The sequence below is a fragment of the Candidatus Nitrosopelagicus brevis genome, from assembly GCF_000812185.1.
Taxonomy (GTDB): Archaea; Thermoproteota; Nitrososphaeria; order Nitrososphaerales; family Nitrosopumilaceae; genus Nitrosopelagicus; species Nitrosopelagicus brevis.
Window position 1 is genome coordinate 369,362 of the sequence record NZ_CP007026.1, and the last position, 11,933, is coordinate 381,294.

Sequence of the window (11,933 nt, forward strand, 5' to 3'; positions counted from 1 at the left end):
TATGCAATCCACTACTGATTCCTTTGAAGATCTAAGAAAAGATTTTCCTGTCTTAAACAGACGCGTAAGAGATGATAAAAAATTAGTATACTTTGATAATGCCGCAACTACTCAAAAGCCTAATCAGGTTATAGATGCAATTTCCGATTATTATCAGAACCACAATTCAAACATTCATCGTGCTGTACATGCGTTAGCTGAAGAGTCTACTGAGGCATTTGAAGATACTAGAGATATAGTAGCAAAATTTCTGAATATTGAAGATTCTAGAGAAATTATATTTGTTAGAGGCACAACCGAAGGTATCAATTTAGTTGCATATGCATGGGGTCGTGATAATGTAAATGAAGGTGACATTATTGTTACTACTGAATATGAACATCATTCTAACATTGTTCCATGGCAATTACTTACCCAAGAAAAAAAGGCACAACTCAAATACATTGACATTGACGACAATGGAGAATTGATGCTTGATCAATTGGATGATTATCTTTCAACTGGAAAAGTAAAATTAGTAACATTCAGTCACATGTCAAATGTTTTGGGAACTATATCTCCTGTAAAAGAAATTGTCTCTAAATGTAAAAATGCTGGAGTGAAAGTTTTGATTGACGCTGCACAATCTGTTCCGCACATGAAAGTTAATCTAAATGAAATTGGCTGTGATTTCTTTGTATTTTCTGGTCATAAGATGTTAGGTCCAACAGGCGTTGGTGTTTTATGGGCGAAAAAAGAAATTCTTGAAAAAATGAGTCCTTTCCTTGGAGGTGGTGATATGATTCGTGAAGTTCACAAATATGAAACAACTTGGAATGATTTGCCATACAAATTTGAGGCCGGAACTCCAAATATTGCTGATGTAATTGGATTTGCTGAAGCAATCAAATATCTTGAAAAGATTGGAATGGAGAATATTCGAAAACATGAATTAGAATTAACAAAATATGCTCTTGAAGAAATGAAAAAGATTCCAGGTATTACATTGTATGGTACAAAAGAACCTGAAAAAAGAGGTGGTGTAGTTTCATTTAATTTTAATAGTGTACATCCACACGATGTTGGAACTTTAATTGACAAAGAAGGTGTTGCCATTCGTTCTGGTCATCACTGTGCACAAGTCTTAATGGAAAAACTAAATGTTGCGGCCACAAATCGTGCAAGTTTCTACATATACAATACAAAAGAAGAAGTTGATGTATTAATTGCATCATTACAAAATGTAGCAAAGGTGTTCAAACTATGAGTGGAGATCCAATCTATACTGAAATGATTATCGAGTATTCTCGCAATCCTTCTAACTTTGGAAAAATAGTTGATGCGCATATACATCAACATGATGCAAATCCATTATGTGGAGATACTATAGATCTATATCTTAACATTGATGACAACAAGATTAGTGAAGTAAAATTTGATGGACACGGTTGTGCCATCTGTATGGCATGTTCTTCAGTACTTACTGAAATGATTAAAGGAAAAAGTCTTGAAGACGTTAAGAAGTTTGATAAAGACGAATTACTATCTGAACTTGGTTTAGAACACCTCGTCAAAACAAGTCCTGTTCGAATAAAATGTGCATTATTGTCTCTTAAGAGCTTGAAATATGGAATATATTCATATTTTGCTGATAAGCTAAATGATTCTGAATCTGCAGGAAACTTAAAAGAAGAGGCAGCTAATCTATACTAGTTGACAAATTCTAACGTACTTCAAATAAGAAAAATAATTTTCGAAAACTTTAATGAAATTGACTTACGTTTTAGCAATGATGAAATTTATGAATTTTTGAACAAAAATGATGACTTTGATAAATCACAAACCATTGATGATCTAGTAAATGATTTTAAAAAAATTGAAGATGATGGGCTAGTTCGTTGCATCGCACAAAATTTCACCACTCAGTGGTTTAAGATATTTGATGATGTTGAAAAAATCAATTGTACTTCTTGCCACTCTGATGTCTATCTAGGAAAAGAAGAGTCTAGAATTTGTCCAAATTCAGACTGTAATGCTACGCTTTAGCGTGTCTTTCTGCAGCATCTTCCAAGCATTTTATCATAGGTAATTTCTGACCTGTAAGATATCTAACCAATGCTCCTCCGGCAGTACTGATGTGACTGACTTTCTCAGTCAAATTGAATTGTCTCAAGGCCGATGTTAGATGTCCTCCACTAATTATTGAGGTTGCCATGGAATCTGCTATTGATTCCAGCATAGATTTAGTCCCAAACTGAAAATTCTCTTTTTCAAAAAATCCTGCAGGTCCGCTCATGAATACTGTTCCTGCACTAGATATTATTTTTGAATAATGTTCCAATGTCTTCGTACCTATGTCAAATATTTCATCATCTTTTGCTAAATCTCTAACATCTATCTCGACTCTCTTTCCATCTTTATTTACTGCAATATCAACTGGTGTTGAAAATACATCTGGATGATCGCCGATTAAAGAATGAGCACTTGCTACCATCTCATCTTCATCTTTAATGTTTAATGGAAATTTTATTCTACCTTGAGCACGTAGGAAAACATTACCAATAACTCCTGTTAATAGTACGTGATCAGCTCGTTCTTTTTTAATTAATAATTTTATTGCTTTTAATCTATCATCAACTTTTGATCCTCCTAACACAACTGTAAAAGGAGATTTTGCAACAGTTAGTATATTGTCTAATTGTTTTACTTCTTTTTCCAATAAGCGTCCTGCACATGTTGGTAATACTTGTGCAAACCCTACAAGGGATGGATGTGTTCTGTGTGCACTTGGGAATGAATCTAAAATAAATAAATCAAATAAATCCTTCAATCGTTGAACCATAATTGTTCTTGCACTTTCCTCTAAAGAAAACTCATAGTTTTCCTCTGCACATAATCTAAGATTATCAAGTAAAATTATTTCATCATTTTTCATTTCCTTGATCTCTTTTTGAGCTAATGATCCAATCACATCTGCAACATATCGGACTTTTTTATTTGAAAATTTTTCTAATTGTTTTGCATGTTCTTCCATTCCAACAAAATCATCTCTACCAACTCTTCCTTGATGAGATATGACAACAATTTTTGCTCCATCTAATGCATTTATTGTCTCTACCACCTCTTCGATTCTTTTTGTACCCAAAATTTCACATGTATCTGGATGAATAGGACAATTCATGTCAACACGAAGTAACACTGTTTTGTCTTTAACATCAAAATTGTCTAATGTTAGTATGCCCACACACAGAATTCATTATTCCGGTTAAAATTCGTTTATCCGATCACGTCATTAATGATGGTAAATGACATATTATCGTCAGTTATTGATAAAATGAGAAATAATTGCAAAATATTCTATTCGGGATTAGATCACGAACATTTTTCATACTTTTGACCATATTCCTCATTTGTACTTTCATTGCAATGTCACAATCAACAATGGATTCAGAGAAACAATTTATGACTAGTGTTCAAGAATCTGCTGGAAATCCATCAATTGATTACGGCGTATGGCTTCTAACTGAATCAGGTAATGTCTTTGTGATGCTACCCTTCAGCATCATACTTTTGATTATTAGAAAAACACGAAAAATTGGAATGATTTTACTCATTTTGCTTGTTTTATCTTCACTCCTAACTGGCTATATCAAATGTGGTGTAGACAGGGATAGACCGTTTTTGGATTGGCTTGGAAGTGAACTTCCTTTTGAAGTGGAACCTGATAGTTTTTCACTTTTCTGTGAAGGAAGAAGTTGGACTGCTGGATTCCCTTCAGGTCATGCTGCACGTTCTGCAATGTTTGCATTTGTGATGGTGTATGTATTATCTGAAAAATTCCCTAGAGGTGTCCATTTGATTTGGATCTATCCAATACTAATGTCATTTAGTAGAATCTATGTTTTACAACACTATCCTTTGGATGTAATTGGTGGATTTGTTTTAGGAGTGCTTTTAGCTGGGTATGTCTCAAAAAGATTAAAACTCTATGATATATTCCTACCACGAAAAATCTAATTTCTCTAAAACTTTAGAGCTGACAAAAACTATTGCATAGTTATCCTTGTCTTCATGAAATGTCCAATATCTAACATCTCTTTCTTGCTTGGTTTTTCTTAATGCATATGTTACAGTTGTAGTTACAGTATAACCGATCCGTTTTGCAATTTTTTCATTTTCCTTTGACATCAATACCTTGAATCCTTTATCCTCTTTCTCAAAACCGATCATAACCATCTCATGTGCAGCTTCTGTTGCTTGTTTTTCATCTTTTACGTCAAATGTTTTGGAAATAGGGATCTTGGAGGGATGAAATTCCATATTTCAGGTTATCTTATACCTAAAAAAATTTTTTGAATTAAATTATGTTAATTTTATTCACAGATAAGTCAAAACCTCACATTCTAAATAACTTAAGCCATAACAATTCTGGATTATTTCATGGCAGGACTAAAAAATAAATTAAAACAATTAACATCACAGAAATCTGAGATTAGTAAGATCCGACGAAAAGGTGAAACTGAATATAAAAAAGTCAAATCTATATCTAGAAAATACTCATCATCTCTCAAATCAACTCAAAAGCGAATTGATACATTCAAACAAACTGCTGAAGATGTTAACGAAATACTTAGTCAGAAAATTGCACAGATGGAAAGTATTCAAAGACTCAAATCTGCTGCCCAAGAGAGGTTAACCCTAGAGACTCAAAATAAGGAACAAGTTGAGAGTGAGATTGATTTCTCTGACACTCCTGAGGAAAAACAGAGTCTTCAGTATAGGTTGGACTCGATAATTTCTACCATCGAAGAAATCAAGAATGAAATCAAACAACGAACCTCCATGGAGAAAAAATTTTCTCAGGCGATAGATGAAATTGAGAAAAAGAAGAATTCTGTAAGTAAAACTATCAAGAAAAATATAGAATCAAAACCCGAACTTGCAAAATTAGCAAAAACTGCACAACAAAAATTAGATTCTGCATCCAAAAAATTCGAATCAGCAAAAAAACGTGAATCGTCTGTCACTGCTCAACTTTCTAAAGTAAAGGCTGCAATCCCAAAACCTAAACCTAAAACAAGAAAAATAAAAGCTAAACCTAAAACAAGAAAAATAAAAGCTAAACCTAAAACAAGAAAAATAAAAGCTAAACCTAAAACAAGAAAAATAAAAAAGAAAAAGTCTCGAAGATAGTTAAAATATTAAAATTTTAATCTAGATTTTCTCAAGCTTTCCGAATTTACCTTTTCCGAGTTGGACTTCTCCTTTGAACTCGTTTGTATATCCGTTCTCAATTTTTATTTTGTCGCCATTTTGAATATTGTTTGCATCTTCTGCCCACAATGTAATTTTAATTTCCATTCCATTGTCTACAAGCATTGCGTTTGCAACATCAACTGTTGAACCAGCTTTCGTATTTACAGTTCTAATTTCTTCTTTACGTTCGACTGTACCTTCAACATTGATTCCTGATCTCATATTCTTGGCTTCATCAATTGTTGTCATGTTTTGAAAACCCTTAAAATGATTATAAACTTTGTTTTCAAATTATTTTTTCATATGAAAATACATTCACTATTGAAGAAGTTATATGTTAAAATCAATAATATCATTTGTTGGAGGGGTATCGAAGCCTGGTCAACCGAGAAGGACTCAAGATCATCGTATAAGATATCCTTTCTCTTAGGAGTTCGTGGGTTCGAATCCCACCCCCTCCACATCTTTTCAAAATTATGCAATCAATGATTTTGTTTCTGTAATGTCATGACTAGTTAGTTCTTTGTGAATTTTTGCAAGTTCTTCATTCTTGAAATATAGATTGCATCTAAAACATTTCATCGTTTTACTAGGCATGGAACATATGGTATCTTTTTTGATATAAACTTCGTGCATCACTGATTCATATTTTATTGCTAACAACCAATGATTTAGATATTTTAAGATACGATGGGACTTATGGTTGATATTTTTGAATCTGTGTTGGAATTTTCTTATATTGGAATTTTTTTCTTATTAATTCTTGTAAATGCTGCTCCACTTTTGATGCCACCAACTTGGATTGTACTTGCATCATTTTATGCCATAGATGCATCATACGATCCCCTAGTTTTGGCATTAGTTGGTGCAACAGGTGCAACAATTGGAAGATTTATTCTAAAAAAAGTCGCTACATTATTTAGAAAATTTGTTCAAAAAGAACAAAAATCTAATCTTGATGCAATTGGAAACTTTCTAAATAAGAAAAGATTTGGTTACATTCTCACTTCTTTCCTTTTTGCTGCAACTCCTCTACCAAGTAATATGTTATTTGTCACATATGGTCTTCTTAAGGCAAAAAGTATTGGCTTGTATGTTGGCTTTTGGGCTGGCCGTGTCGCATCATATTATCTAATGATCTCAATTAGTAATATTGTTCTGACACCTTTTGTAGAGTTATTCGAAGAACGATATATTGGAATTTTAATTGCTGATGCACTTGGAATATCTGTCATTGTTCTCTTTACATGTATAAATTGGACTCTATTATTGACCAAAAGAAAATTCAAATTAACAAGACCAAAACTATGGAAATTATGAATCAACTTGAAAATTTAAAAAAAATAGCTAAAATCAAACTTGCAAAAAATGATCCTGCACATGATTTTGAACATGTAATGAGAGTATACCGAAATGCTGAAAAAATATGTAAAACTGAAAGTGGAAACAAGAAATTAATTTTATCTGCTGTATTACTTCATGATATAATAAAAACAAAAAATTGTAAGGATTCAGCTCTAAAAAGTGCGAAACTTTCTGAAAAAATTTTAAAAGAAAATAATTTTCATGATGATGAAATCAAAATAATCTCTAACGCAATCAAACAACATAGTTTTTCAAAAGGTAAAATTCCCTCAACGATTGAAGGAAAAATTCTACAAGATTCTGATAGATTGGATGCTATTGGCGCTATCGGTTTAGCACGAGTTTTTTCATTTAGTGGGTCAAATAATAGACCTTTTTATGATCCAAATGACCCTTTTTCAAAGAATAGAGTTCTTAATGATAATAGATGGGCTTTAGACCATTTTTATGAGAAATTGCTCACATTAGAAAAAAAAATGAACACAAAGACTGGTAAAAATCTTGCAAAAAAACGTACAAAAATTTTAAAAAATTTTCTTAAAGAACTTAAAAATGAGATTTAACCATAATCGAGGTAACGTTGATATCTTTTTTCAACTTCACTATTGTCCCCGCTCATGATTAATTTTTTCTCTTCCTCGAATCTATTTTTCATGTAATGGTTGATATCCTCAAATTCTTTTTTACCTTCGAATGATTCTAGTAGTGGCACAATTTTACTAAAATATTCAACGGTTTTTTCTCTAAACTCATCTTTTGAAGGATTCTTTACTCCATTTACTCGAAACCATAACATTGCCCAACTTGCACCTGAAATATGTGGTAATAGATCTAGCGCTCTTATAATTTCAAATTTTTCGTCGTCTCTCATTTACGATCTTACAACTTTTCTGCTATATGTTTTGCAAAATATGTAACAATCATATCAGCACCTGCACGCTTTATTGAATACAATATTTCCTTTGTCATTTCATCTTCATCTATCCATCCTTGCATTGCTGCACCTTTGACAAGTGCATATTCACCTGAAACACTGTATGCTGCAACTGGAACATTGAATCGTCTTCTAGTCTCTGAAATCAAATCTAAATATGTCAATGCAGGTTTAATCATCACAATATCTACTCCTTCATTCACATCTGTTTCAACTTCTCTCATTGCTTCTCTTGGATTTGTAAATGGAACTTGATATGTACGTCTATCACTAAATTGTGGTGCACATTCTGCTGCATCTCTAAATGGTGAGTAGAAGTTTGATCTATGTTTTGCTGAGTGTGACATAATTGCCACATCTGTAAATCCTTCATCATCTAGCGCTTTTCTAATTGCCTTTACTTGTCCATCCATCATTGCTGAAGGTGAAACGACATCTACTCCTGCTTTTGCTTGACTTACTGCAATTTTTCCTAATGTAATTAGACTAGAATCGTTATCAATCTTATTGTCATGAATATGTCCACAATGTCCTGATGTTGTATACTGACAAAGACAAACATCTGCCATTATGACAATTTTATCACCAAAATTTTTACGGACCTCTGATATTGCTTTTTGAACTATTCCATGTTCTACAAATGCTGATGTTCCTTCATCATCTTTTTCACTTGGAATTCCAAATAACATGATTGCAGGAATCCCTAATTCTGAAATAGTATTGACTTCGTTAACTACCTCTGATAATGGAAGTCTTTCCATTGCCGGCATTGAGTTGATTTGTTTTTTTGCTTCAATTCCTTCTTCAACAAAAACTGGGCAGATCAAATCTTTTGGTGAAATTGAGACTTCTTGAACTAAATCTCTCATTTTTTGATTTGTTCTCAATCTTCGTAATCTTGTTTCAGGAAAATTTGCCATATCTACTATGTACTCTAATTGAATATATTCTTAAGCCGGAATTGATTCTTCAATGTTAAATTCATGCTCAACAAAATACTCGACTCTTGTCTTTTTGAATTCTCTTGAACTGAATAGAATTTTGTATTCTTCAACGTTGATTTGTTCTTGAATATCGCTTGCTACTTGGTTTGCTTCAGAAATTGATTTACAATGTATCATAGAAAATACATTGTATGGCCAGTCAGGATATACTGGTCTTTCATAACAATGACTAACTTGTGGAAAAGCACCTAATTTTTCTCCTACTTTACTAATTCTATCTTCTGGAACTTTCCATACAATCATTCCATTTGCTGTAAATCCTGCTTCTCTATGTCGAAGAATAGCTGCAAATCTTCGCATGACTCCAATCTTTTCGTAGTGTCTTAATCTTTCAAAAACCTCTTCTTCTGTAATTCCTAATTCATTTGCAGCATTTAGAAATGGTCTATCTACAATTTCAAAATCTTTTTGTAATTGTCTAATGAATTCTTTATCTTCTTCTGTTGCGACAAAATCAACTTTTTTAATTTCTTTTTTCACTTCTGAAGGTTTTACATCATGCTTTTTTGTTTCTACCATATCCAATTTTACTCCAATTTTAAATAATTGCAAAGTTGGTAGCATTCTAACTTTTTTAATCCCATCTAATTTTGAAAATTTATCTAATTCATATTTTAAATCTGAACCTGGTGGAACAGCCAATGTAAACCACAGATTGAATTGATGTTTTCTTTCATAGTTATGACTTACACCTGGATGTTTATTGATAATCAATGCAACTTGTTCTAATTTGGAATTATCAATTTCCATGGCAACAAGTGAACTCGTATATCCTAATTTTCTTGTATCAAATATTGCACTAAGCTGTCTTAAGACGCCTTTTTCTTTCATCTTTTTTAATCTGCTTTTTACTTCATCTGGTGAAATACTGAATTTTTTTGCAATTTCATCAAATGGTCTTGGTACTAGCGGGAAAGTCCATTGAATTTCATTTAATATCTCATTATCAATTTCTTCCATATTTGACATATAATCAAAATCTATGATGTCAATTAAAAAATGTAACGTGTATTCTTGAATCTATAAATTACATTTTACTAGTGACAGATCGTGATAATTGATCTTCATCTAAATGAAAAAACTGTAATCATTATTGGTGCTGGTAATGAAGCCTTGAAACGGATAAAATTACTTGAATCTGAGGGCTGTAAAATTATTGTAATTGGTGAAAAACCAAATTCTGAAATAACAAAACTCTCTCAAAAAAAGAAAATTACATTAAAAAAAACTAAAATAACTTCAATGCTTTTTTTAAAAAAATATAAACCATTTTTGGTAATTGCATCCACAACTGACTCATCTTTGAATCAAAAAATAGTTCAAACTGCTAAAAAAATGAAAATTCTTTCATATGCTTCTGATTCTCCTGATTCAAGTGATATCTCATATCTTTCTCTAATTGATATCAAAAAAACAATCAAAGTTGGAATTTCTACTAGTGGCAGTAGTCCTATCATGGCAAAAAAAATCAAATCAAAAACAGAAAAATGTCTACAAAAAAATATTTCTGATCAGGATATTGAATTAATTAAAATTCAAAAATTTGCACGGACTGAATCGAAAAAACACATCTTGACCCAAACTGAAAGAAAAAAATTTCTTTATGAGTTGATGAACGATAAACGTGTTAAAGAGTTATTAAAAGATGGAAAATACAAGGCAATACAGACGACAATTAAAAAAATGGTGAAAGATTGGAAATGACAAAAAATATCATAAATGCAAGAGTTACTTTCAAAAAATCACCGATCCATGTACTTGAAAGATTCTCTTTGGGAGATTCAGAAAATGCTTACAAATCTTTCAAAGATCACACCGGTTTATCTGAATGTGTAATATTACAAACATGTAATCGTGTAGAAATATTTGGTTCCGGTAATAATTTTGACAGAGAAGAAATTAAAAAAACTTGGGCATCCTTATCTGGTCTAGAAGAAAATAGCTTTAATGATAATTTAGAATGGTCACAAAATTCTGATGTGTATGAACATTTATTGAAATTAACTTCTGGTTTAGATTCTATGGTTGTAGGTGAAGAACAAATTATGACACAAATAAAAGATTCAATCCAATCTGCCAAAAAACTAAAAGTTTCTGGTGAATCTCTAAACACATTATTTGATAAAGCTATTCGTGTTGGTACTAGAGTAAGAACTTCTACTGGCATAAGTAAAGGAAGTATTTCTGTTGGCTCAATGGCAGTTAAACTTGCAGAAGAAAACGTGGATGAGATGAAATCTAAAAAAATTCTTTTAATTGGAACTGGCGAAGCTGCAACACTTGTCGCAAAATCTTTGAAAAAACGTGGATATCCATTTTTCATATCAAGTAGAACTGTTGAGCGCTCAACCTCATTTTCTAAAACGGTTGGTGGTGAACCTGTTGATTTCAATTCAATTTTAACTGGATTTGAAAATTATGATATTGTATTTGTAGCCACCACTGCACCTTACTTTTTGGTAACTTTTGAAAGAATACAAAAAGCTCTAGAAACCAAACATTCGGGCATGATGATATTGGATCTCTCTAATCCTAGGACTGTTGATGAAAAGGTTGCTGAACTTCGAGGAATAAAACTAATGAATATTGATCAAATTGCCGAAATGGTAGATAAGAATATGAGAAGTAGAATTGGTCAGAAAAACTCTGCAGAAGAAATTATTAAAGAAGAATTGCCAGTACTAGAAGCCACTATGAAAAGATTAGAAGCTGAACCTATCGTAAAAGATGTTTTCAAAAGTACTGATGCGATTAGAGTGAAGGAACTTGAAAAGGCATTTAGTATGTTAGGTGAACTAAATGACTCTCAGAAAAAAATAATTGAAGAATTAACTAAATCTGTTGCTGAAAACATAATGTCAACTCCTATGAATAATCTTAGAAAAGAGACTGAGCATGGAAATTCTGATGTTATTAATGCAGCATCAAAATTATTTAATTTTAAAAAAGAAGAGAATTAGTGATTATATCTCATCTGATTTGATTCTTGTTTGAAACCAATTCTTTCATAAAATGGAATTAATTCTTTTTTACAATCTAAAATTGTTTTATAACAATTCATTGCTTCTGCTTTTTCTAATAATGAGACAACGAGTTTCATACCTATTCCTCTTCCTTCAAATTCCTTTGAAACAACTACATCCTCAATATGACCTACCTTGCCACCATCATGAATAAATTTTTGCTCAACAAATAATGTTGTTGAACCTACAATTTTTCCCTCAATTTCTGCAATGTGTATTATGTGATCAGGATTACCAATAATTTTTTTCAGAATATCTAGAGCAGTCTTTCTATCAAGATTACTTGCAGGTTTTAAACTATCCAAACTTTCTAGAAAGCCATTCTCAATATCGGATTCAATTATATCTCTAATTTTAATATCTGACATTTTT

17 protein-coding genes and 1 tRNA gene are annotated in these 11,933 nt (G+C 31.8%); 10 read left to right on the forward strand and 8 right to left on the reverse strand.

The annotated features are described in order from the left end of the window. The first annotated feature begins 1 nt into the window (after position 1). Genes T478_RS02195 through T478_RS02205 form a run of 3 tightly spaced genes read left to right on the forward strand, consistent with a single transcriptional unit; the run spans position 2 to position 2,025 of the window. Positions 2-1,246 (forward strand): aminotransferase class V-fold PLP-dependent enzyme, encoded by a 1,245-nt coding sequence (locus T478_RS02195; RefSeq protein WP_048104827.1) that lies wholly within the window; start codon positions 2-4, stop codon positions 1,244-1,246. Next, positions 1,243-1,692: a Fe-S cluster assembly sulfur transfer protein SufU gene (gene sufU / locus T478_RS02200; protein WP_048104829.1), complete on the forward strand. Its 450-nt coding sequence runs from the start codon at positions 1,243-1,245 to the stop codon at positions 1,690-1,692. Before T478_RS02195 ends, sufU begins: the two co-directional genes overlap by 4 nt. After that, positions 1,693-2,025: a hypothetical protein gene (locus T478_RS02205; RefSeq protein ID WP_048104831.1), complete on the forward strand. Its 333-nt coding sequence runs from the start codon at positions 1,693-1,695 to the stop codon at positions 2,023-2,025. Here T478_RS02205 and T478_RS02210 read toward each other — a convergent pair. Continuing rightward, entirely contained in the window at positions 2,015-3,223 is a 1,209-nt protein-coding gene (locus T478_RS02210) for a phosphoglycerate kinase (protein ID WP_048104833.1), read from the reverse strand. The genes T478_RS02205 and T478_RS02210 overlap by 11 nt on opposite strands. A gap of 182 nt (positions 3,224-3,405) precedes the next feature. Here T478_RS02210 and T478_RS02215 point away from each other — a divergent pair, with 182 nt between their 5' ends. Beyond that, on the forward strand, positions 3,406-3,996 hold the full coding sequence (locus T478_RS02215; RefSeq protein ID WP_238573629.1) for a phosphatase PAP2 family protein: 591 nt from the start codon (positions 3,406-3,408) through the stop codon (positions 3,994-3,996). Here T478_RS02215 and T478_RS02220 read toward each other — a convergent pair. Continuing rightward, positions 3,979-4,299 (reverse strand): hypothetical protein, encoded by a 321-nt coding sequence (locus T478_RS02220; RefSeq protein ID WP_048104838.1) that lies wholly within the window; start codon positions 4,297-4,299, stop codon positions 3,979-3,981. The two genes, T478_RS02215 and T478_RS02220, sit on opposite strands and share 18 nt — an antisense overlap. A 120-nt stretch (positions 4,300-4,419) precedes the next feature. Here T478_RS02220 and T478_RS02225 point away from each other — a divergent pair, with 120 nt between their 5' ends. Then, positions 4,420-5,172 carry a hypothetical protein gene (locus T478_RS02225; protein ID WP_048104843.1) on the forward strand — a complete coding sequence of 251 codons (753 nt, stop codon included), beginning with the start codon at positions 4,420-4,422 and terminating at the stop codon, positions 5,170-5,172. Positions 5,173-5,193: 21 nt separating this feature from the next. On the opposite strand, the gene T478_RS02230 is transcribed toward T478_RS02225, so the two are convergent. Then, positions 5,194-5,484: a single stranded DNA-binding domain-containing protein gene (locus tag T478_RS02230; RefSeq protein WP_048104846.1), complete on the reverse strand. Its 291-nt coding sequence runs from the start codon at positions 5,482-5,484 to the stop codon at positions 5,194-5,196. A gap of 112 nt (positions 5,485-5,596) precedes the next feature. Between T478_RS02230 and T478_RS02235 the strand changes: the two genes are divergently transcribed. Further along, positions 5,597-5,696 (forward strand) — tRNA-Leu (locus T478_RS02235). 13 nt (positions 5,697-5,709) lie between these two features. On the opposite strand, the gene T478_RS07860 is transcribed toward T478_RS02235, so the two are convergent. Next, complete coding sequence (locus tag T478_RS07860; RefSeq protein WP_256378802.1) at positions 5,710-5,832, reverse strand: hypothetical protein; 123 nt, start codon at positions 5,830-5,832, stop codon at positions 5,710-5,712. 102 nt (positions 5,833-5,934) lie between these two features. Between T478_RS07860 and T478_RS02240 the strand changes: the two genes are divergently transcribed. Beyond that, positions 5,935-6,555, forward strand: a complete 621-nt coding sequence (locus tag T478_RS02240) for a hypothetical protein (RefSeq protein ID WP_048106757.1) — start codon at positions 5,935-5,937, stop codon at positions 6,553-6,555. Continuing rightward, entirely contained in the window at positions 6,552-7,163 is a 612-nt protein-coding gene (locus T478_RS02245) for an HD domain-containing protein (RefSeq protein WP_048106760.1), read from the forward strand. The genes T478_RS02240 and T478_RS02245 overlap by 4 nt, the downstream gene beginning before the upstream one ends. On the opposite strand, the gene T478_RS02250 is transcribed toward T478_RS02245, so the two are convergent. From T478_RS02250 to ahbA, 3 genes are read right to left on the reverse strand one after another with little or no spacing between them, the layout of a single operon-like run. Beyond that, positions 7,160-7,471, reverse strand: coding sequence for a hypothetical protein (locus T478_RS02250; protein WP_048104847.1), 312 nt, complete (start codon positions 7,469-7,471; stop codon positions 7,160-7,162). The genes T478_RS02245 and T478_RS02250 overlap by 4 nt on opposite strands. An 8-nt stretch (positions 7,472-7,479) precedes the next feature. Continuing rightward, complete coding sequence (gene hemB, locus T478_RS02255) at positions 7,480-8,454, reverse strand: porphobilinogen synthase (protein WP_048104848.1); 975 nt, start codon at positions 8,452-8,454, stop codon at positions 7,480-7,482. A 30-nt stretch (positions 8,455-8,484) separates the two neighbouring features. Further along, entirely contained in the window at positions 8,485-9,498 is a 1,014-nt protein-coding gene (gene ahbA, locus T478_RS02260; RefSeq protein WP_048106762.1) for a siroheme decarboxylase subunit alpha, read from the reverse strand. Positions 9,499-9,588: 90 nt separating this feature from the next. Between ahbA and T478_RS02265 the strand changes: the two genes are divergently transcribed. Both T478_RS02265 and hemA read left to right on the forward strand, forming a co-directional pair. Continuing rightward, positions 9,589-10,242 (forward strand): precorrin-2 dehydrogenase/sirohydrochlorin ferrochelatase family protein, encoded by a 654-nt coding sequence (locus T478_RS02265; protein ID WP_048104850.1) that lies wholly within the window; start codon positions 9,589-9,591, stop codon positions 10,240-10,242. Further along, entirely contained in the window at positions 10,239-11,498 is a 1,260-nt protein-coding gene (hemA, locus tag T478_RS02270; RefSeq protein WP_048106764.1) for a glutamyl-tRNA reductase, read from the forward strand. The genes T478_RS02265 and hemA overlap by 4 nt, the downstream gene beginning before the upstream one ends. On the opposite strand, the gene T478_RS02275 is transcribed toward hemA, so the two are convergent. Continuing rightward, positions 11,495-11,929 (reverse strand): GNAT family N-acetyltransferase, encoded by a 435-nt coding sequence (locus tag T478_RS02275; protein WP_048104852.1) that lies wholly within the window; start codon positions 11,927-11,929, stop codon positions 11,495-11,497. The genes hemA and T478_RS02275 overlap by 4 nt on opposite strands. Between the last annotated feature and the right edge of the window lie 4 nt (positions 11,930-11,933).

Bases quoted from the DNA above. Each gene is read 5' to 3' on its own strand.
- T478_RS02195 (WP_048104827.1), top strand. From the start codon at position 2: ATGCAATCCACTACTGATTCCTTTGAAGATCTAAGAAAAGATTTTCCT.
- sufU (WP_048104829.1), top strand. From the start codon at position 1,243: ATGAGTGGAGATCCAATCTATACTGAAATGATTATCGAGTATTCTCGC.
- T478_RS02215 (WP_238573629.1), top strand. From the start codon at position 3,406: ATGTCACAATCAACAATGGATTCAGAGAAACAATTTATGACTAGTGTT.
- T478_RS02220 (WP_048104838.1), bottom strand. From the start codon at position 4,299: ATGGAATTTCATCCCTCCAAGATCCCTATTTCCAAAACATTTGACGTA.
- T478_RS02225 (WP_048104843.1), top strand. From the start codon at position 4,420: ATGGCAGGACTAAAAAATAAATTAAAACAATTAACATCACAGAAATCT.
- T478_RS02230 (WP_048104846.1), bottom strand. From the start codon at position 5,484: ATGACAACAATTGATGAAGCCAAGAATATGAGATCAGGAATCAATGTT.
- T478_RS07860 (WP_256378802.1), bottom strand. From the start codon at position 5,832: ATGCCTAGTAAAACGATGAAATGTTTTAGATGCAATCTATATTTCAAG.
- T478_RS02240 (WP_048106757.1), top strand. From the start codon at position 5,935: ATGGTTGATATTTTTGAATCTGTGTTGGAATTTTCTTATATTGGAATT.
- T478_RS02245 (WP_048106760.1), top strand. From the start codon at position 6,552: ATGAATCAACTTGAAAATTTAAAAAAAATAGCTAAAATCAAACTTGCA.
- T478_RS02250 (WP_048104847.1), bottom strand. From the start codon at position 7,471: ATGAGAGACGACGAAAAATTTGAAATTATAAGAGCGCTAGATCTATTA.
- hemB (WP_048104848.1), bottom strand. From the start codon at position 8,454: ATGGCAAATTTTCCTGAAACAAGATTACGAAGATTGAGAACAAATCAA.
- ahbA (WP_048106762.1), bottom strand. From the start codon at position 9,498: ATGGAAGAAATTGATAATGAGATATTAAATGAAATTCAATGGACTTTC.
- hemA (WP_048106764.1), top strand. From the start codon at position 10,239: ATGACAAAAAATATCATAAATGCAAGAGTTACTTTCAAAAAATCACCG.
- T478_RS02275 (WP_048104852.1), bottom strand. From the start codon at position 11,929: ATGTCAGATATTAAAATTAGAGATATAATTGAATCCGATATTGAGAAT.